Raw genomic sequence first — 18,506 nt, 5'->3', positions numbered from 1 at the left:
GGCCAACGTGGTTTTGGCGATCTACGTCGTCCCGACGATTGCACCAACCATCGGCGCGGCGCTCCTCGCGCTCAGTAGCTGGCGGGCCATCTACCTTGTGCCAATCGCAGGAGGATTGGTGCTGCTTATGGCAATGTCAGGCTTCAGCGAGAGCGCGAGGATTGATCCAAACTTTAGGATCAGCCCTGCGGCGATCGTCCGGAACTATCTTCGCATTCTGCGGCATCCCGTCTGCGCGGGCAACATCCTTTGCAATGCCAGCAGCTGCTGGAGCCATGTTTGCTTATTTCACCGGCTCATCCCTGTTCTTCATCAATGCTCTGGTTCTCAAGCCGTATGAATATGGCGTGGCCTTCGGAGCAAGTTCGCTGTCGGTCATGGCCGGCACCCGGGGCAGCAGGAAGCTCAGCGGTGTGGGGCTATCGCCCGCGCAAGTCAATTGCGGCGGGGCTCGCACTCTCAACCATCCTGGCCGCATCTCTGCTTCTTATGGCGCTCGCGGGCGACAAACCGGCTGTTGTCGTGATGTTGGTAATGGTCGGTGTCGCATTGTCGTTCGGCTTGATCTCTCCGCACGCCCTGAACGAGGCAGTGCGGCAGATACCGGAAATCGTGGGGTCCATCAGTGCCGCAAGAGCTTTCGTGCAAATGATCGGCGCCGCTTCGGGCCAGCTCACCTCAGGAGGAAATACCGTGATCTCTTATGAAAGGTTGAATCCCGTTCTGTTGAGCCGCGACGGTGTACGTTTGGCACATGTTGAGGCCGGACCCGCAGCCGCGCAAGTCCCTCCGCTGCTCTTTGTCAATGGCTGGACAGGTGACCACGGCATCTTCACGCCCCAGATCGCCCACTTCGCTCAAAGCCGTCGCGTCGTGGCCGTCAATCTTCGCGGTCACGGTTCCAGCGATGCACCCCAGCAAGACTACACCATCGCAGGATTTGCGGACGACATCGCCTGGCAATGCGATCAATTGGGACTGCGCAACCCGGTTGTGATCGGTCACAGCATGGGAGGCCGGATCGCGCTCGAACTGTGCGGCCGCTATCCGGATCTGGCCTCAGGCATGGTGATGATCGATACCATTGTCATGCCGCCCCCGATCTTGCGCGAATCTCCCGAAGTTCGAGCGCTGCTGGAAGGCATCGGCGGGCCCGATTATCTGGCGATCGTAAAGGCGAACGCGTGGGAGCTCGGCTGCAATTTCGAAGATCCTGCCCGGCGAAAGATGATCTACGAAACGTATGTACTTCCGCCTTGCGAGAGAACGCCACAGCATGTGGCCCATTCGATGATGCGGAACGCGATCCTGAACTATGATCCGGTCCCGGCTGCAGAGGCCTGCCGGATTCCCATGGCTTATATTTCAGCCGATGTACCGCTGGTGAATATGGCGCGCGACCTCGACCGGCTCCAGGAGATCTGTCCACAGCTGGTCATAGCGAAGACGATGCTCGCCGGACATTACAACACAATCGAGGTTGCAGATCAGGTCAATGCCATGCTCGATCGCTTCCTAACCGTCGGCCTTCACCGGTGCAGACACTGACGTGGAAGCCTTGAGCAGATCCGGATAGTGTGAAGCGGTTTTCCCCGGTAACGAAAATAGCGATCCTTTCCGGTAGATGCAGTGCCCGAGACGCAAATGTGGTGTCATCCAAGTTCAAGTCGGGCAACATCGAAGTTGATGTGGAGCCGCAGCCCAGAAGTAGAGTATGGAAGTCGACGGAAGCTGTCTCGCGCCACGTTTCGTGAGCCCGCATGATGTGACCGTCGTGGCAACACAGGCGCCGAGGCGGAATGGCTTTGGCCGGTCTTTCAACGGCGACCACAACTCGCCGAAGATCAATGGCCTGACTCTTACAGGCGAGCCAATATTCAGAAGGAAGCAGGTCTTGATTCAGGCCGAAAAAGACGTGGTCGAGCACATGCTCGCTTCATTAACGATCAGCTCGCTGCAAAGTGGCATTGCACCCACTAACGAACAGGTTGCACATCATTTTGAGCTATCATGCGAGAGGGTTGGACTTATCGTCACGCTTGCATCTGCGATCCGGATCTTCAAGTGCGTCTCACGTAAGATCCACAAGGCGCAGTCGGTGCTCGAATTCATCGGTCGCGGCACGGGTCCAATACAGTGAGCGAACGGACGAAACTCCTCGCGCGCGCGCAGCACGAAGTCACCCCTCGTTAATCGACATTATAGGGTGTCGGACCCACACATTAGGTCCACATAGACTCCATGATTTCTGCTCGACTTACACAAGCGGGGTACCGATCCGCCCCCGACCTCTGCCTCACCTGAATTTCGAAGGCCGTACCCGTACACTCCGAGCACTCTGCGACAGTCCCAACAACTGTGATGCAATTCGGTCCGCCAGGTGTGGCGCGAGAAGGGCCGGCAGCGAGAAACCGTCGGCGAGAGTGGCCAAGAATCCGGCGCCGGTTCTCGATCACGTTCGGCGATCGGCACACTGTCGACTTTCGAGTCGGAGGCCGCCGGGCCTAAAACTGATGCCGCATAGACGTTCATCGCCACACGTCGATCCGGCCGCTGCGATCGCAGCCGCGGCCGAGCCGGCGCAGCATCAAGAGCCCGATTGGATCACGTACGATGCTGACGAGTTCGGCCATGGATGGAGTCAGCCAGCCGAGCTGGTACCTCAGATAACAAGTCGTCTTGATGCCGGCGATTCCAGGCGAGACGATGAAGCGCATCGGGCTTCTTGCCGAATGCGGATTCCAATGATCGCGCGCAGTTATTCCAATCTGATGCCGCGCAGCGTTCCAATCTGATCGCGCGCATGTGAAGCACCCGATCGTTAAATGCAATTGGCACTATCGTTAGCCCGTGGTCAAGCGGCTGACGAAGAGATCACGTCTGATGTTTGATCGTGTCGCTCGACGGAGCGAAGCTGACTGGACGCGCACCCCCAACAGTGCCGTAGCGGCCGGTCAGCTTCGCGGGCTGCAGTCTCAGTCTTCATCGGCCGACGATTAATCAAGGCCGAGGAAGAACCGGCGGGCGACGCATGGAGTCACCGTTCAGTTCGAGCCTGTGAGCGTTGTGAAGCAGGCGATCAAGTATGGCGTCAGCGTAAGTTGGGTCATTTATGAGCTCATGCCATTTGGCAATTGGAAGCTCGCTGGTGACGAGTGTTGATCGACGGCCGTAGCGGTCTTCAAGGATTTCGAGCAGATAATGACGGGCATTGGCGTCGATGGCCTGGAGGCCCCAATCGTCCAAAATTAGGAGCTCGACGGCGGCGATGCTCTTCATCCGCGAAGCGAGTCGGCCATCGCCTCGGGCAAGGTCCAGTTCTTCGAACAACCGCGGCAGCCGGGTGTAAAGTACAGAGTGGTTGTCCCGGCAAGCCTTGTGACCAAGCGCACAGCCAAGCCAGCTTTTCCCGACGCCGGTTGGCCCGACAATGGCGCAATTCTCATGGTTCTTGATCCAGTCTCCCTTGAGCAGCATGTCGAACAAGCGGCGGTCGAGCCCCCGGGGAGCGCGGTAGTCGATATCCTCGGGCACGGCATGATGACGCAGCTTTGCCTTGCGAAGACGAAGCGCCAGGCGCCGATTGTTACGCCAAGTTGCCTCATGGTCCAGCAGCAACGCCAGCCATTCGGCGTGAGCGAGCCCCTGGACCTCCTCGTTGTCGGTGAGGCTCGTGAAGGCCTCGGCCATGCCGGTAAGGCCGAGCCGGGTAAGCAAGTGGAGTGTGGGGTGTGTCAGCATTTTCTTCCCTTAGTGGTAATAACCCGAGCCTCTGATGTTGGTGTGTATGATCGGCTCGCACTCGGGGGACGCAGGCGTTGGGACGCGATCGAGGCCCTTCTCGAGGATCGATTTGACGCTCGGGTAGTTGCGAGCCTGGATCTCAATCGCGCGCAGCGCGGCCGCCTCGAGGCGCTCGGCGCCAAAGCGCTTCTCGAGCCGGATGATACCCAGGCACGAACGATAGCCCTGTTCGGGATGCGGCCGATCCTCGATGATCCGGTCGACCAGCAGGCGCAACATCGGGCCGATCCGGCTTGCCTCGCTGCGGATCTTTGCCGGCGTCCACTCGCCATAGCGCCGGTGGCTGGAAGGCATGTGGGCGCTGATCGTCGTGTGCCGCCCGTTGCCACTGCCGCGCATGTGCGCGGCGATACGCTCGCCCCCCAGGAAGATTTCAACCGTTCGCGCACAGACCCGCGCTTCTACCTCGCGACGGGCGAAGCGATAGGGTACCGAGTAGTAGTGTCGTTCGATCTCGACGTGATAGTCGAGCCCGACCCGGCATCGGCGCCATTCGGCATGGACCCACGGTTCGCCGGGAAGCGGTTTAAGATTCGGCGCGTCAATTTCCTCGAACAGCTGGCGCCGTGTGCGGCCATACTGGCGCAGCACCCGTCCGTCATTGAGCTTGGCCAGCCACTCGTCGATCGCACCGTTGAGTTCGGCCAGGCTGTAAAAAGTTCGGTTGCGCAGCCGCCCCAGCAGCCAGCGCTCGATGATTCCGACGCAGGCCTCAACCTTCGCCTTATCTCTCGGGCGACGCGGCCGTGCCGGCAAAATCGCCGTGCCGTAATGCTGCGCCATATCGCTGTAGCTGCGGTTGACCATAGGCTCATAGAGGCAGGCCTTGATCACCGCGACCTTGGCGTTGTCAGGCACCAGCAGTTGCGTCGCGCCGCCAAAAAAGCTGAAGGCCGCGTTATGTCCCTCGATCCAGTCGTCGAGCTGCTCGGTCCACGTCGCCAGCGCGAACGACAAGCTGGATGCGCCCATGACCGCGACGAAGATGTGCGCGTCACGCACCTCGCCAGTCTTACGGTCAACCACCGCCACCGTGTCGCCGGCATAGTCGACAAACAATTTCTCGCCCCCGCCGTGATGCTGGCGCATCACCAGCGGCAGCCGGCCCTCCCAGTTGCGGAACAACTCACAGAAACGGCTGTACCGGTACCCGTCCGGATGGTCCGCAATGTACTCGTCCCACAGCACCTGCAAGGTCACATGCTTGCGCTTGAGCTCGCGGGCAATAACGGACCAGTCAGGCTCGGCCACCTTGCGGCGACCAGGCTTCACGCCAGGCACCCCGTACAGCAGTTGCTCCAGCTCGGCGTCGCTTATCGCTTCCGGGACTGGCCAGGTCAGACCCGCGCCCGCAAACCGCTTCAGCGTGTCGCGTACCGTCGTCGGCCCGACGCCGACACGCTCGCCAACCGCGCGCGTCGAGAGCCCAGCCTCAAGGCTCAACCTCACAATCTCGCGCACCTGGCGCATGATAACCCTCCTCGTCGGCATCCAATTCTCCAAGCTGTTTCCAACCGGAGAAATGGACCAACGATCAGGCCTCACACCATCCGAAACTGCGCGCGATCAAATCGGAATGCTGCGCGGAGAATGCTCGGAATGCTGCGCGCGATCATTTCGGAACCCCGCGCGCCATCAAATCGGTACGTTGCGCACGATGATCTCGGAATCGGCACCGGAATTGAGGGACTGCGCCTAATCGATCCATTTCTGGCAACGCGCCGCGGCGTCGATCAGTCAACCGCTGTCGATCTCTAAGGCGGTCGCGTCGAGCGCAGAGCTCGTCCGATGCACGCTCGATCGGACCGATCCCCCCGTCGAATATCGAGGTCGCAGAGCATGACTTCGTCTCTGACGCTGCGGGCCTTGAGTGGCCTGCGATCTCAGGCTAGCTACCATAAAGCGAGCTCAGATTTGCAGCTTCACACTTCCCAAGAACAAAGGTGCGCCCGATCTATCAAGGCCTCTGATCAAATAGAGGTCGTCCGCTTAGGTACGGGCACACGTATCGCTTTTTGTCGTACCGAAAGGGAGTACGAAAGCTTTTCGAACCCTTCCTCATCAATGTGGACAAGCAGAGCGATAGTCATTCGCGGTTCAGCATCCCGGAACGGAATTCATTTTTACTCTGAGGGGGCGGATGCAACATCGACTTGAAGACAAAACGTTTCTCGTTGAGCCGGCAGAAAATATGAATGCATCACCCGGCTGGTGTCTCAACTGGAACAGCAAAGCCCGCTTTTACGCGATCCAATACGACCATCGTCTTGAAGCTCTTGATGTCCGGGTTCACATAGAAGAATCGCCGAGTGAACTCCTCATAATCTTCCATGGTGGGCGCGGTAACGTATAGGACAAAGTCCGCGTCGCCGGTGACGTAGAAGCCGTTGACGACTTCAACTGACGATCTGATGGCCTTCTTGAATCTATCGATTATATCTGAACGCTCTCGCTCCAGGGTCACCAGCACAAGCATTTGAATAGGTCTGCCCACCGCTTTCGGCGAAACGATTGAGACATCGGCCTCGATGATGCCTTCCGAACGAAGCCTCTTCAGTCGTCGTTGACACGCGGTAGCAGAAAGCCCTGCCAGTCCGCCGATCACCTCGGAAGTTAAGCGGTTGTTCTTTTGCACGATCTCGAGGATGCGGGCGTCTATCCGATCGTATTGCATAATCGGCTCCCCGGCCTTGAGGTGAACTTTATCCCGAAATGCCTGCGTGGCGCAGGAAATCGTCCAAAATATCCCAAATGCATGCGATGATTTCAACAGATGACCGCGTGGGCGATCGCACCATCCTGGCCGCTGGTGGTAAGTCTGCTCCGCCAGGAGCGGATCATCCTGCCGGATGAAGAGCAGCCAGTGAACGTTAACGTCGACGTGTGAATGGTATGAGGTGTTAGTGCGATCACCTGCTGCTCCCCCGCGCGAAAGACCGTTCGTTTTCAAAGGAGCGCCTATGGTCAAATTTCAAGCTGGCTCTGCTTTTTCTTGCGAGGCTTTTGGCTTCCGGAGGTTGCGGCCTCTCGGCTCTGACTTGCTGACGATTTGTTCAAGCTGGCGGCCGATCTCGGCCTTCCGCGGGCAACGCGATTGCGCCAAAGACCGCTTACAATGTTCGCACCCTTCTCAAAACGCTGCTCCACGATCCGGGCCTTCTCTCGCCTATCCATCGTTGCCGCGTTGCTGCCCGCGCCCCCGGGCGATCACCTCGATGCGACGATAGGAATCAACTTCCTGCCTAGTATCATGCATCGCGTTTGCCACCGTTTCACCTCCACTGATCAACTCAGTCTAGGCTGGACCGCAGGTGAGAAGGATAAGGAGGTGAGGGGCTCATGGCGGTTAGACTTAGTTACGTGTTGAGCGGCACAGGCACTGAAGTTGACTTGAGCCTCAACGCGAAAGGAAATGTGGTCGCTAAGAGCCGTTCGAAGGCAGAACACTGTTCAACCAGGCGTTGCTCGATGATTTTTCGCTGCTCATCAGGCAACTCGCTTTGAAGCAACTTACGACAGCGCCAAATTTCGTTCCGCACTGATCTGATCTCACTTAAGCTATCATCAATCGAAGTCCTCATGGATGCCGACACAGTGTGGAACTAACCCTCGAAAACTTATCAACAGTGTCGTCTTTCGGCGAAGCCACACACTGACTCGCGGCTTCATCACGAATGTTTCAGATGTGTGTTGGGATGACCGGAAGATCAGGACCGACAGTGGCATCCATGCCACCAAGGTAGCATCGATGGATGCAAGCCTCGCGCGCCGATCTCGAGCCACCACAGATCATATGCTCTCAATCGAGCCAAAATGGAAGCTTTGCGCATGTTCGCCTCCAGTCGGCATTACGTCGATAGCCTCCTTACATTGTCTTCACCGCTTCACCATGCCCGCAGGTGAGGTGCAGCGATGCCAAGTCTGATGTGCCTTCTTGGCGAAGCGGCTCGCTCCATCGGAGTGCTTCGCGCAGATGGCCGATTTTAACGGATATCTAGATCTTGATTAATGCAATGAGCAGCGCATTTTCGGTTAGATTCTGCGTTCTGGCGCCTTTTTTCGATGGATTTCAACCGCCTGGACCGATGGGGCGCGTGTAGCAGCACTCGTGAAGTCGCCAGTGCCAATACGGCCACGCGAACAAGCTTCAACGGACGAGCCCCTTGTTACCGGCGAGTTGTGAGATCTCGGCCTTCATGTTTCATTACGGAACCATAGAAATGCTCACTCTCCTACATTTCCTAGGATCATGGTCGTCTTGATGGAAGGAGTGCACTATGAAACGCTAGTTATTCGCTTTTTACGCGATCAGTCTGGAGCTACCGCCATAGAATACGGGTTGATGATGGCGGATATCTCGCATGCTATCGCTGCAAGCCGTGAACGGGGTAGGGCACTAAGCTCAGTACGAAGTTCGATTCAATCCGCCGACGCGCCGATCTTCGCCACGAGGTCGCCCGCGCACGACAATGATAATCGCCCGTACCGGCTATCCCAATTGCATCGCCCAAGCTCGCAGCCAGCGCCGCCTCTCACCCGACGCCCGCGGTTTCCGCCTTCCGCAACCGGCAAGTGTGCTGGACGCGGGGAATAAATGTCGCGTTCTAGGCGGCACGAGGCTGTTCCAGGAATTCGATTCCGGTGCGGCGGTTGCCGCTTTCGCGCCTCGGGCGGAAGAGGTCAGACTCGCAAGGGGCTGAAGCTCGTATTTTGGATAGCATGGTTTGCTTGCCGCTTGATAAAGTATCGGGTCGAGGACGCATCTCGCCTTCACAGAAGACGCCAATCGCCGGCGGCCTGCAGGCCCCACTCAGTACATTTTTTGTGTGGTGACCGTCGACAAATGCTGTCCGTTGGGGTTCCTGTAACGATTGGCGAGGCTTTGGAACAATCCAGCCATCTGGTCTGATTGAACAGTAAATTCTCCATAGTTAGGATCGAAGAGCGTGGTCATTCCATTCGACGCCGTCGTCGCAATTGTGTGTGCGTCACCTCCGGCGAAGTACAAGCTGAGCAAATAGTTCGACCCGTCTTCGGTGATTTTGTCCAGCATGCGCGAGAAGCTCGAAGGCTCGCCGAAACTGTATTTCTTCTCTCTTCCGGACGGTGCCAAGCCTGCTTCCTGCAGCATAGTGTTTTGTGCCTGAAGGTCGGCCTGAGAAGCTCCTGCTCCCTCCCTTCGCAACAGACGCTTGAGACCCTCATACTGCCGCTGCCGCCCAGCCGCTGAGGCGTGACTTTCCGATCCGGGCAGTAGCGCATTCATTCGGGTTGACGGGCTGTTGCTGAGATTGCCGAGCCACTCCGCAGTTAACCCAACGCAGATGCCGTCTACATTCGCCTGAGGCAATTCGGCCGTCCTGTATTGGAACAGGGAGGTGCTCGGCCTCGCTGGAGAGGATGTACTGGGGTCCGAGGACGAAGAGGATGTACTGGGATTGGAGGCGTCTGAACTGTAGAAATTTGCATCCGAGGTATGTGGCTTGCTGCAGCAGTGCCCCATTTTGTCGGGCAACTCTCCAGGTGGCAGGTTCCTCCGCAGCGCGAGATCCGCAAGTGTTTCCGTAAAACTGTCGCTGTCGACCGACTGACTCAGTTCGTCACCTTGGCTAGCGCGTGTGGATGAGCCACTGATTCGATTATACATGGCGATTCGCGTTTCCCTTCGGCGTAGGTTGCGTCGCAGTGAGTTCGGGTTGCTTAGGCCCTGCTGCGATTAATACTCAGGCAAGCTGACGGCGAGCTGACGGGCAGGTGTTACCCAGCTTAGAGAGCATGAGGAAGGGCATCGGCCCGACGACGAGTTGATGGTGGCGTTCGCTTCACCAAAGATGGTCGTACTTCAATCTCGCTTCCGTTCAATTTGATCATGCTGGCCGACGCTGCTTCATCGTTCTCCGCCTTCTCTCCCGATCCCGGACGAGTAATGCATCTCCATCCGGGCACCTCGGGCTTCACCTCCCTCGCGCTCGTGACGGCGTGTGTGCGAACCTCGGAAATCAGCCCCGGTCAAGGCGGTGTAGTCGGATATAGATTCCCCTGAACCATTCGCATCCTTTCGATTTTCGGTAAGGCAAGCACCTGAAGTGCAAGCTGAAACCCGTTCGCCAGACTTCGCATGACTGATGCACTTGGTAGCGGCGAGATTTTGAGCAGACGGATCAGTGCCGCGACTAGCGCCAGTTGTCCGATCGGACACTGGCCCGGTGAACCATTGTGTCTTTACTGGCCCCGATCCAGGATGCCGCCGTGCTCGGGCCCGGCCAAGGCCAAGCCTTTCGGTGGTGCAAAAATTCGGCCAGCCTTGACCGCCCTGCGCGCGGCGGCCGGCGAGATGGGTGGTGGGACGGAAGATTGCCGGCGGTGCGGTCGAACAAAAGAATGGACTTGCGGGCCACGTGTCGACGAGTTTTTCTTTCCTACAAAAAATCGCTTGTCCATTTCGTTTCTTTGGTGGCTTCGCTGCGCCGAAGTGAATCAGGAGCATCGAACGCGTCGCCAGATGGCGGCGAATATGCTCTGAATCGGGTGGGAGCGACGCCCTGCCTGACGATCCGAGACTCTGAAAAGCGATGCTGCTTGCCGAGCGGTGCGAGCGAACGGCTGCGTCAGATCTTCAAGAAATTACGGCCGCCAGGCATTCAGCTCGATCGTTCGACGCTGGCAGACTGGGCGGGGCAGGCAGCCTTCCGCCTACGTCCGTTGCATGAGCGCCTCCTTGGCAAGCTCAGGCAACGGCTAAATTTTTCGCCGACGAGACGACGATCCCGGGTGCTCGATCCCGGCCGAGGGCGCACCAAGACCGGTCAGCTCTGGGCTTATGCGGCGGACGACCGGCCCACGGGGCGGCGCCGATCCGCCCGGCGTCGTCTGTGTCTATGCCCCCGATCGCAAAGCCGACCGACCAATCGCCCATCTACCGGGCTTCAAGGGCTAATGGAGAGGTGAGCATTAGCCGGCTAATCGCGAGGTGGCGGTAATGTGAAGGAACGCCGGTTCGACACGAGGATATCGAGGAATTCTGCTGATTCGGTACCGGCTTTGCTCCGCATTATTTCATTTCTCTGCGACCTCTGCGGTCATTTGACCAGCAGAGGAGTCGATGATGCTGAAATCCAATGAAGAACTGATCGCCGAGCTCAAGGCCGTACTGGCCGGCTAGCGCTATCACTCAAGGGCGATCAGTAACTACTGCAGGTGCGCGCGCAGATTCCTCGATTATCTCGAACGGCGGGAGATCCAGGTTGAGGACGTGACCGAGGCGCTGGTATCGACATACATAGGCCATGCGAGTGAGACGGTCCGCAAACACCATGGTCAATCAGGGCAATACCAGCACCCGATCCCGCGCGCCGGAATCCATGCGGTGCTGCGGCTTGCGCAGGGCCAGTGGCCGCCTCCTCCAAAAGCAGCCTGCGCCGCCGAGGCGGCGCGATTTGCGATCTGCGACGAATACGAGATCTGGCTTCATGAGGCGCGAGGCCTCGCCCCGCCAGCATCAAGGATTTGATCTGGGAGGCCCGGCACTTCCTGACCTGGCAGTTCGAGCGGAACGGTGACAATAGCCTGACGAGCCTGGGGGTGGACGACATCGATCGCTATATGGATATGCGCGCACCGAAGTTGACGCGCAAATCGTTGAGCGCCGTCGCAAACCGCTTGCGTTCTTTGTTGCGGCATCTACACCGGATCGGCCGCACCGCGATCGACCTGTCGCCGCATGTCATCGGTCCGCTGATCTACGCCTATGAGGGGGTACCCTCGATCCTGGAGCGAGACGAGGTTGCCGCCGTCCTGAAGGCTGTGAGAAAGGACAGGACACCGAGGGGGTTGAGGGACCATGCGATCCTGCAACTGCTCGCGACCTATGGCCTGAGGTCGAGCGAACTCTGCAACCTGCGGCTTGAGGACATCAACTGGCGGGCGGAATCAATCCGCATCCGGCACACCAAGACCAAGGCCTGTTCCTTCCTACCCCTGATGGAGCCGGTTGGCGAAGCGGTGCTTGCTTATTTACGTGCGGGGCGGCCGGCGAACGACGCTCGGGAAATCTTCATCCGCGCGCGTGCGCCCTATCGCAAGCTCAGGATGTTGGACAGCGTGGTACGAAGCCGGCTGCGCCACGCCGGTGTCAAGCCACGGGGCAAGAGCGGCGCCCATGTCTTCCGACATGCACGCGCGGTCGAGATGCTGCGCGCATCGGTTCCACAGAAGGTCATCGGCGATTTGCTCGGGCACCGGTCCGCGGAGTCGACGGTGCCCTATCTCAAGCTTGCCACCGAGGACCTCAGGGCCATCGCGCTCGACGTGCCGGAAGCGGAGGTGCTGTCATGACAACATGGCCTGATCCCGAACGGCGGTTGATCGTGCGCTATCTGGCGAGCCTTGGCCTGCGCCGTGCAAGCTGCGCCTATTACAAGCAGGTGCTGAGCAGCTTCCAGGACGCCGCTGAATGCCATGCCGAACTCGGCAAGGATGTTCTGATTGCATGGCTGCAGGCATTGTCCGACCATTGGATGGCGACGACACTGCTGAACCGAACCCGCATCATCGATCGGTTCCTCGATCATCTTGTGAAAACCGGAGCGATCGAGCGCAATCCCGTCACCGCCTTGTGCGAGGCATGCAATATCAAGCGATGTCGGCCGGTCTGGCGCGCACTGGCGACGCATGACCCCGAACAGGCCTTGGTCGACCTCCGCCAGCCCAAGCCGTTCGGCAGCACGCTGGGCGCGATCATGGCCGAGCACGTCGCGCTGATTGCGCAACAGAGGATACAAATACACCTCGCAGCCCGTGTGGTTCTTGCGGTTCGACCGCTTCCTGCAGTTGAACCCTGCGCTGCAGGATGAATCGATTGAGGTGATGCTGGAGCATTGGAGAAAGGCAAAGCCGACCCTCAATCACGCTGCGGAATGTGAGAGACTGAAGCGGATCCTTGCGAGGGTCTTGCGTCACAAGAATCCGTCACTCCCGCCGCGCCGCCCGGACCCGCGACCGCAGACGGAATTAGCGAAGCAGTGGCGCAAGCCTTATATCTATACACCGACCGACATACGGCAGATGCTCGATATTGCCCGTTCCTATCCTTCGCAACGGGCCCCGCTGCGTGCGCCGAGCATTCATGCCATGCTTCTGCTGGCCTATTGCGCGGGTCTTCGGCGTGGCGAACTTGCGCGTCTCGATCTCGGCGACGTCGACTTCCGCGGCGGTACGATCACAATCCGGCAGACCAAGTTCTATAAGACGAGGATCCTGCCGTTGCCCGTCAGCGTGATCGCCGAGCTTCGGGCTTATCTCGATGCGCGGCGGCAGGCCGGTGCACCGCAGGACCCGCACTCCGCCCTGTTCTGGCATGAGGGGCGCAACGCCCGCTACACAAAGCAGGTCATTGCCTTGTTGCTCGTCGACGTGATCCGTCGAGCAGGGCTAAAGCCGCCAGAAGGGCGAACGGGTCCCCGTCTTCATGACCTGCGGCACTCGATGGTCGTGCACCGTATCCTCGAATGGTACCGCTCGGGCATCAATCTGCAAGATCGGCTGCCGTTCCTCGCGACATATCTTGGCCATAAGGATATCCATTCCACCCTTACCTACATCACCGTTACACAGGACCTGCTTCATCACGCCAACGAGCGGTTCCGGGCGCTGGGCGTCCCATGCCTCGATCTGAGGCAGGAGGTGCGGCCATGAGCAAGGCGAATGCGTTCCCGGATCTGATGCGTGCGTTCTTCTACGAATGGCTCGTCGAACAACGCAACGCATCCATCCACACGGTCCGATCCTATCGTGACACCTGGCGGCTGTTCCTGCGGTTCGCCGCACAACGCGCGGAAAAGAAGGTGGCGGTGATCACGCTGGCCGATCTGACTGCCGACGGGGTGGCTGCCTTCCTCGGTCACGCCGAGCACGACCGCGGCGGTACGATCGGCACGCGCAACTGCAGGCTTGCCGCGATCCGCAGCTTCTTCAACTTCGTCGCAACCAAGGATCCCGCATCGATCGCTCAGTGCGTGGAAATCCTTCATATCCCAGTCAAGCGGGCGCCGGTGTCGGAACCCTGTTATCTGGACCCAGCTGAGGTAGCAGCGATCCTCGCCCAGCCAAACCGCTCCACACTCGAAGGCATGCGCGATCACGCACTGCTCTCGTTCCTCTACAACAGTGGGGCACGGATACAGGAGGCTCTCGATCTGTGTCCCAGGGCGGTCCGGTTCGATAGCCCAAGTTGCGTTCGTCTGACCGGCAAGGGCCGCAAGGAACGCATCTGCCCACTCTGGCCAGAAACTGTGCTGTTACTGAAAAAGCTGCTGGAGCGACAGCCGCGTGCATTGGACCAGCGGCTGTTCGTCAACCGCTATGGCAAGCCGCTCAGCGCATCCGGCGTTCGGTTCAAGGCTTGCGGCCTATGTGAAGGCGGCGGCCGAAACCACGCCAACGTTGCGGATTAAACATGTGACGCCGCACAGCTTCCGACACGCCACCGCCGTACACCTCATCTCGGCAGGCGTCGACGTTACCGTCATCCGTAGTTGGCTTGGTCATGTGAGCCTCGACACCACCAATCACTACGCCAGGGCCAATCTCGATACGAAACGCAAGGCACTGGAACGGGTCAGCCCTCCGGAAACGGCACGACATCCCCCGTCATGGAAGCGGGAGACGAGCCTGCTCGCCTGGCTCGACACGCTCTGAAATAATGCGAAGGAACGTCAATCAAAAACGGTATCAATCCCGCATCCGGCGGCGTTCCTTCACATTACCGCCACCTCGCGATTAAAGGGGATCCTGCAGGTCGATGGCTACGCCGGCTATGGCAAGTTGGCCGACGTGACGACGTTCAGCTTGCATTCTGCTGATCGGCATGCGGCGTAACTTCTCCGAACTTGCCGCCCCTGGTCCTGCGCCCATTGCGGGCGAGGCGCTCAAGCATATCGCAGAGTTCTATGCCATCGAGAAGGACATCCGTGGCTGTAGCGCCGAGGAGCGCCGTCTCCTTCGGCAACAGAAAAGTCAACCGCTGGTGGGATCCGTCGAGCGGTGGCTCCGGGCAACGCTCGCGTTGGCGCGCTGAGGCCGCCTGGCCGCCACCGCACTTGAGGAGCAGTTCGACGAGGGGTGAACGGATCGTCTCGATGCGTCGCGACACGGGGGGATAGGCCAGTTGCCGCCCATCGGGCTCGCGACGAGAGAATAGCATTCCTTCATGGAATGAGTTGTTGAGTAAGCATTGTTTGATTGTCGCGAAACATCAGAATCAATGTCGTGTGGCGAAAACGAACTTCGCGACAAACGGCACATGATCAAACATCTCGTGTTACGTCCGAAACTTTCTCTGCGGAGGGCGCTTGCCGCAATGGCGCTGTCATCGCCTCACGCAGCCCGCACCAGGCTGAAACGGCTGGCGCGCTTATCTGACGGCATGCGCGAAAAGGCAACGAGGTGACGCTGACGACTCCAAGGCGAGTGCCTGCGCGCACCCTACGAGCACGGTCAGGGGAGGTGTTGAAATCCATCGGGAAAGGGCGCTGGAGCGCGGGATTTGAGCGTTAACACGAGGCTCATTGCATTAATCAGGATGAAAGTGTTGTTACAGTCCCAATCAATTTTTCGTTACGGTCAGCGGGGGTGACTGCCGCATGTCAGGAGAGGGGGCCGCACTATGACCGACCACGTGCCCGCCGTCCTCGAAGCGCTTGACGGCTCCAGAGATGCAGCTCTCACGCAGGTGTCCGGCACACAGCCGACGCTTGACCGGCCTGTTAAGGTGCGTGCTCCTACGCGCTCCTTTGTCAAAAATGCGATTCTCGCCAGTCTTTCTCTGCAAGACCTCGCGGCAATAGGGGAGTTCCTTGAGCCGATCGTGCTGAGAGAACGCATGATCCTGCAGGAGCCGAAAAGGCATCTTGATTACGTCTATTTTATCGAGTCGGGCCTCGTCTCGCTGAGAATTGTCGCGGCGGAAAGCATCATTGAAACGGCGGTGATAGGACATTGGGGTGCGGTCGGCGCTTCGCTCTTAGTGGTAGGGCATCTTTCGACGCACCAATCTGTTGTGCTCTTTCCCGGAACTGCGCACAGGATCTGTGTCGAGGATTTGCGTCGGGTGACGAAGGAGCGTCCTGAAATCCGAGAACATCTTTTTCGGTACGTTCAAGCGCTGACCTTGCATTGCGCTCAGACGGGATTGTGCGGGGTTCGGCACGATCGTGAACAGCGTCTCGCGAGCTGGCTCTGTTTGGCGAGTGATGCTCTGGGCTCTCACGTGCTTCCAGTCACCCATGACTACCTTTCGTTCGCGTTGGGGTTGCGCCGCGCTGGCGTAACCGAGACGCTAATCCGATTCGAAGAACAAAGGTTAATTCGCAAGATGCGAGGCGTCTTGCAGATCCATGAACGCAAGGGTCTCGAGCAAAAGGCATGTGGTTGTTACAAGCTTCTTTCAAGCGCTTATGCCCTTGTCTGAGTCCCTCACAAAAGAGCGGGCGGTTAGCAAATCGCCCAGGCGTTCAGTGCATCTTGCAGACGAGCTGCCGACGGCAGTGTTGTCTGCCCGTCTCGCATTGACCTGCGCAGACATATGCGTCCGGGAACGATACTGTCGAAAATGGCCTAGCGCAATTAGGTGTAATTGGTATGAGCTCCCACGTCCGCTGGGGTCGGCGGGCGCGCGGATAGCGGATCGGCATCCAGTTGGCGCAAGGCCTCACGGCTGTTGGGAAATCAACGTGGGCGATGCGGAGAAGGTCCCCCGGTCTCACGACTGCTTCGCGACGGTCCCAGTAACGAACATCCCTGATGCTCGTGACTGTGCAGCAGGAGCAGCAGCCCGTGATTGACGTTGCTGCTGCCCAGCAACGGCGCCCAGCCGATATCCTGAGGCGCATCCCGGCCTAGAAAACCTGGCACCAGCGCGAGCGCTGTTTTGACAACAGCGGTCTTTGATGACCTTTGGCTATCCGCGACCTGCGCCGTGTTGTCTACCGGCGAGCGGCGGTCTCTGACTGATTAATTGGTCGCCGGAGCTTTCGTTACCAAATTCGATCGCGAGCGCCATCGACCGCGCTACTCGCCGAGAGGCGCAGTTCCTTTGCGCTCGTCAGGAACGCGTTTGCCTATCGCGCTACACAAGCGCTGTACCCGAACAGCCCACCGTCGGCTGTTGAGGCTATGTGCTTGGTACATGGAGTCTGGAAGCGCTGGGCAGCACAACCGGCAAACACTCACGGCCCTTGCCGGAGACGGTGTTACTACGTTCACAAAATTAACCGCAGCGCTGCCGGACGAAGATACGATCGCGTGCCTCGCTCAAAGCGAATGGAGAGCGCCATGACGAGGTTACCGATATGCTCCGCCTGCAACGTGGAGAGAAGGCTCACAGCCACTGCACTTATCACCAAAGAATATGACATGCGGTCGTTTGAATGCCCGGTATGCCAAACTACTTTGCGATTGGTGGTGCGGCGGGAACCGATGCTGGCGCGAGACGCCGGGCACGCCTGAGCACCGCCTGTCTAATTCCGTATTGGCCGGATAGAAGCGCCTTAGAGCGTTGCATAATCGCGGCTTCCATGAAATCTATATTTGCGTTCGCCCGGCTGCTTATTTGGCGGCCGGGTTTTCGCGTCGTTGCTCAAAACGAACCGGTTCAACGTGCGCACGATAACGATCCCGGCAAATCGTCGGCCCGCCGCTCTTTTCGAGGTTCGCACGGAAGAGAAATATTCGACGAGGTCCAGGATGTGGAAGGGCACGTGCGGGGACCAACAAACACAGCTATCCCAGCGGAAGCGGCGGTGAAACAAGGCTACAAAAGCCGAACTGGAGCCTGTTTCGCGTCTAGGCCCTTTTCCGTAATTCTATATGCTACATCGCTCTCGTTCCTATGCTGCTCGATCCAACCTTTGCCGAGCAGGTTCTGATTGAGTTTCTCGCTCGATGGCAAAAGAAACGCCTTCACCCAGCCGCGACCGCGAAGGTGCTGCATAAACTGTCGCTCACGGTGTGTTGCAGTGCTCAATGATTGCTCATAGTTGCGTGCTTCGGGGAATCTTCTTAAATAAAATTAAACCTAATGCCCGGGCTTTTGTCCTTATCGATGCGATCGGACGGCCCAGTCTCTTTGAAACAGCATCCGCGCTGTACCGCTGCTTGGCCATGCGCCGCAGCCGGTCCAGCTCTTGCGGTGTCCACTCTTTGGGACGTGTGTGTCTCATCCCGGCGCTCTGCGAGTGAGCAAGGCTAATCAGACTTTGCCCTGCCGCTGACCGGGCTCTATCACTCTTGCTGTCGAAATAGGGGAGCACGCAATAACTGGTTACTAGCAATGCACAGGCACACGGCTCGTCCGCCCGTCGCGGGCGTAGTCGAATTAAACAACTTTCTGGTGAGTCGGACAACCCACTTCCAGGTTGGCGAGATGATGCTGGGTCGCGCGCCGCAACCTGCGAAATACCCTAAAGGGGACTCTGCGACGGTGCCGTGCCTTCTTGGCCTGACCTCCGAACCAAATGTCCACGTTCTAATAGATCCGTATAATTACTGGGATCGTTTAGGCTGCCGTGCGGTTCGTGGACTTTTTTGTGCGCCAGATCGCCAATGCGTGGGATAAACCGCTTCGTCTCCTTAAACGTTGAACCAGGCCGACCGACGTCTTCCGACACGGAAATCCACAAGGGCGAATGCCATACTTATTGATTGCG

At 58.6% G+C, this 18,506-nt stretch carries 15 protein-coding genes and 1 pseudogene; 11 read left to right on the top strand and 5 right to left on the bottom strand.

What is annotated here, in order from left to right:
• Positions 1–411 precede the first annotated feature (411 nt).
• Positions 412–1,548, top strand: coding sequence for an alpha/beta fold hydrolase (locus tag LMTR13_RS24020; RefSeq protein WP_236843074.1), 1,137 nt, complete (start codon positions 412–414; stop codon positions 1,546–1,548).
• 166 nt (positions 1,549–1,714) lie between these two features.
• Complete coding sequence (locus tag LMTR13_RS42685) at positions 1,715–2,140, top strand: hypothetical protein (protein ID WP_236843073.1); 426 nt, start codon at positions 1,715–1,717, stop codon at positions 2,138–2,140.
• 388 nt (positions 2,141–2,528) lie between these two features.
• On the opposite strand, the gene LMTR13_RS24010 is transcribed toward LMTR13_RS42685, so the two are convergent.
• The 4 genes from LMTR13_RS24010 to LMTR13_RS23995 all read right to left on the bottom strand — a co-directional run bounded on the left by LMTR13_RS24010 (position 2,529) and on the right by LMTR13_RS23995 (position 6,478).
• Positions 2,529–2,717 carry a hypothetical protein gene (locus LMTR13_RS24010; RefSeq protein WP_065729973.1) on the bottom strand — a complete coding sequence of 63 codons (189 nt, stop codon included), beginning with the start codon at positions 2,715–2,717 and terminating at the stop codon, positions 2,529–2,531.
• Between the two features lie 283 nt (positions 2,718–3,000).
• A complete protein-coding gene (istB, locus tag LMTR13_RS24005; protein ID WP_065729972.1) occupies positions 3,001–3,741 on the bottom strand; it encodes an IS21-like element helper ATPase IstB in 741 nt (246 codons plus the stop codon).
• Between the two features lie 9 nt (positions 3,742–3,750).
• Entirely contained in the window at positions 3,751–5,274 is a 1,524-nt protein-coding gene (gene istA / locus LMTR13_RS24000) for an IS21 family transposase (protein WP_083219169.1), read from the bottom strand.
• Positions 5,275–6,004: 730 nt separating this feature from the next.
• Entirely contained in the window at positions 6,005–6,478 is a 474-nt protein-coding gene (locus LMTR13_RS23995; protein ID WP_065732941.1) for an Lrp/AsnC family transcriptional regulator, read from the bottom strand.
• Between the two features lie 1,575 nt (positions 6,479–8,053).
• Here LMTR13_RS23995 and LMTR13_RS43735 point away from each other — a divergent pair.
• Positions 8,054–8,398, top strand: a complete 345-nt coding sequence (locus LMTR13_RS43735) for a Flp family type IVb pilin (protein WP_083219168.1) — start codon at positions 8,054–8,056, stop codon at positions 8,396–8,398.
• 216 nt (positions 8,399–8,614) lie between these two features.
• Here LMTR13_RS43735 and LMTR13_RS42680 read toward each other — a convergent pair whose 3' ends face one another.
• Complete coding sequence (locus LMTR13_RS42680) at positions 8,615–9,154, bottom strand: YopT-type cysteine protease domain-containing protein (protein WP_236843072.1); 540 nt, start codon at positions 9,152–9,154, stop codon at positions 8,615–8,617.
• 1,031 nt (positions 9,155–10,185) lie between these two features.
• Between LMTR13_RS42680 and LMTR13_RS43730 the strand changes: the two genes are divergently transcribed.
• The 8 genes and pseudogenes from LMTR13_RS43730 (at position 10,186) to LMTR13_RS23960 (ending at position 16,270) form a co-directional block, all read left to right on the top strand.
• Positions 10,186–10,752 carry an IS66 family transposase gene (locus LMTR13_RS43730; RefSeq protein WP_418219806.1) on the top strand — a complete coding sequence of 189 codons (567 nt, stop codon included), beginning with the start codon at positions 10,186–10,188 and terminating at the stop codon, positions 10,750–10,752.
• Between the two features lie 558 nt (positions 10,753–11,310).
• Entirely contained in the window at positions 11,311–12,138 is an 828-nt protein-coding gene (locus LMTR13_RS23980) for a site-specific integrase (protein ID WP_249762084.1), read from the top strand.
• Complete coding sequence (locus LMTR13_RS42675) at positions 12,135–12,656, top strand: hypothetical protein (protein ID WP_236843071.1); 522 nt, start codon at positions 12,135–12,137, stop codon at positions 12,654–12,656. Before LMTR13_RS23980 ends, LMTR13_RS42675 begins: the two co-directional genes overlap by 4 nt.
• Complete coding sequence (locus LMTR13_RS23975) at positions 12,610–13,497, top strand: tyrosine-type recombinase/integrase (protein WP_236843070.1); 888 nt, start codon at positions 12,610–12,612, stop codon at positions 13,495–13,497. The genes LMTR13_RS42675 and LMTR13_RS23975 overlap by 47 nt, the downstream gene beginning before the upstream one ends.
• Positions 13,494–14,255 carry a tyrosine-type recombinase/integrase gene (locus LMTR13_RS23970; protein WP_236843069.1) on the top strand — a complete coding sequence of 254 codons (762 nt, stop codon included), beginning with the start codon at positions 13,494–13,496 and terminating at the stop codon, positions 14,253–14,255. The genes LMTR13_RS23975 and LMTR13_RS23970 overlap by 4 nt, the downstream gene beginning before the upstream one ends.
• Before the next feature lie 4 nt (positions 14,256–14,259).
• A complete protein-coding gene (locus LMTR13_RS42670) occupies positions 14,260–14,499 on the top strand; it encodes a tyrosine-type recombinase/integrase (RefSeq protein WP_418219715.1) in 240 nt (79 codons plus the stop codon).
• Positions 14,500–14,586: 87 nt separating this feature from the next.
• A pseudogene (locus LMTR13_RS39555) lies at positions 14,587–14,869 on the top strand (IS66 family transposase); the annotation flags it as partial.
• Positions 14,870–15,466: 597 nt separating this feature from the next.
• On the top strand, positions 15,467–16,270 hold the full coding sequence (locus LMTR13_RS23960) for a Crp/Fnr family transcriptional regulator (protein ID WP_065729967.1): 804 nt from the start codon (positions 15,467–15,469) through the stop codon (positions 16,268–16,270).
• The last annotated feature ends 2,236 nt before the right edge of the window (positions 16,271–18,506 follow it).

The sequence above is a fragment of the Bradyrhizobium icense genome (assembly GCF_001693385.1).
Classification (GTDB): Bacteria; Pseudomonadota; Alphaproteobacteria; order Rhizobiales; family Xanthobacteraceae; genus Bradyrhizobium; species Bradyrhizobium icense.
The sequence above is the reverse complement of the archived record's forward strand: the minus strand, read 5'-3'. Positions and strand labels throughout refer to the sequence as shown.

Excerpts from the sequence above, each read along its gene's own strand:
- LMTR13_RS23960 (WP_065729967.1), top strand. The coding sequence starts at position 15,467 with ATGACCGACCACGTGCCCGCCGTCCTCGAAGCGCTTGACGGCTCCAGA.
- LMTR13_RS23995 (WP_065732941.1), bottom strand. The coding sequence starts at position 6,478 with ATGCAATACGATCGGATAGACGCCCGCATCCTCGAGATCGTGCAAAAG.
- LMTR13_RS43735 (WP_083219168.1), top strand. The coding sequence starts at position 8,054 with ATGGTCGTCTTGATGGAAGGAGTGCACTATGAAACGCTAGTTATTCGC.
- LMTR13_RS42675 (WP_236843071.1), top strand. The coding sequence starts at position 12,135 with ATGACAACATGGCCTGATCCCGAACGGCGGTTGATCGTGCGCTATCTG.
- istA (WP_083219169.1), bottom strand. The coding sequence starts at position 5,274 with ATGCGCCAGGTGCGCGAGATTGTGAGGTTGAGCCTTGAGGCTGGGCTC.
- LMTR13_RS42685 (WP_236843073.1), top strand. The coding sequence starts at position 1,715 with ATGGAAGTCGACGGAAGCTGTCTCGCGCCACGTTTCGTGAGCCCGCAT.
- LMTR13_RS24010 (WP_065729973.1), bottom strand. The coding sequence starts at position 2,717 with ATGCGCTTCATCGTCTCGCCTGGAATCGCCGGCATCAAGACGACTTGT.
- LMTR13_RS23970 (WP_236843069.1), top strand. The coding sequence starts at position 13,494 with ATGAGCAAGGCGAATGCGTTCCCGGATCTGATGCGTGCGTTCTTCTAC.
- LMTR13_RS43730 (WP_418219806.1), top strand. The coding sequence starts at position 10,186 with ATGGACTTGCGGGCCACGTGTCGACGAGTTTTTCTTTCCTACAAAAAA.
- istB (WP_065729972.1), bottom strand. The coding sequence starts at position 3,741 with ATGCTGACACACCCCACACTCCACTTGCTTACCCGGCTCGGCCTTACC.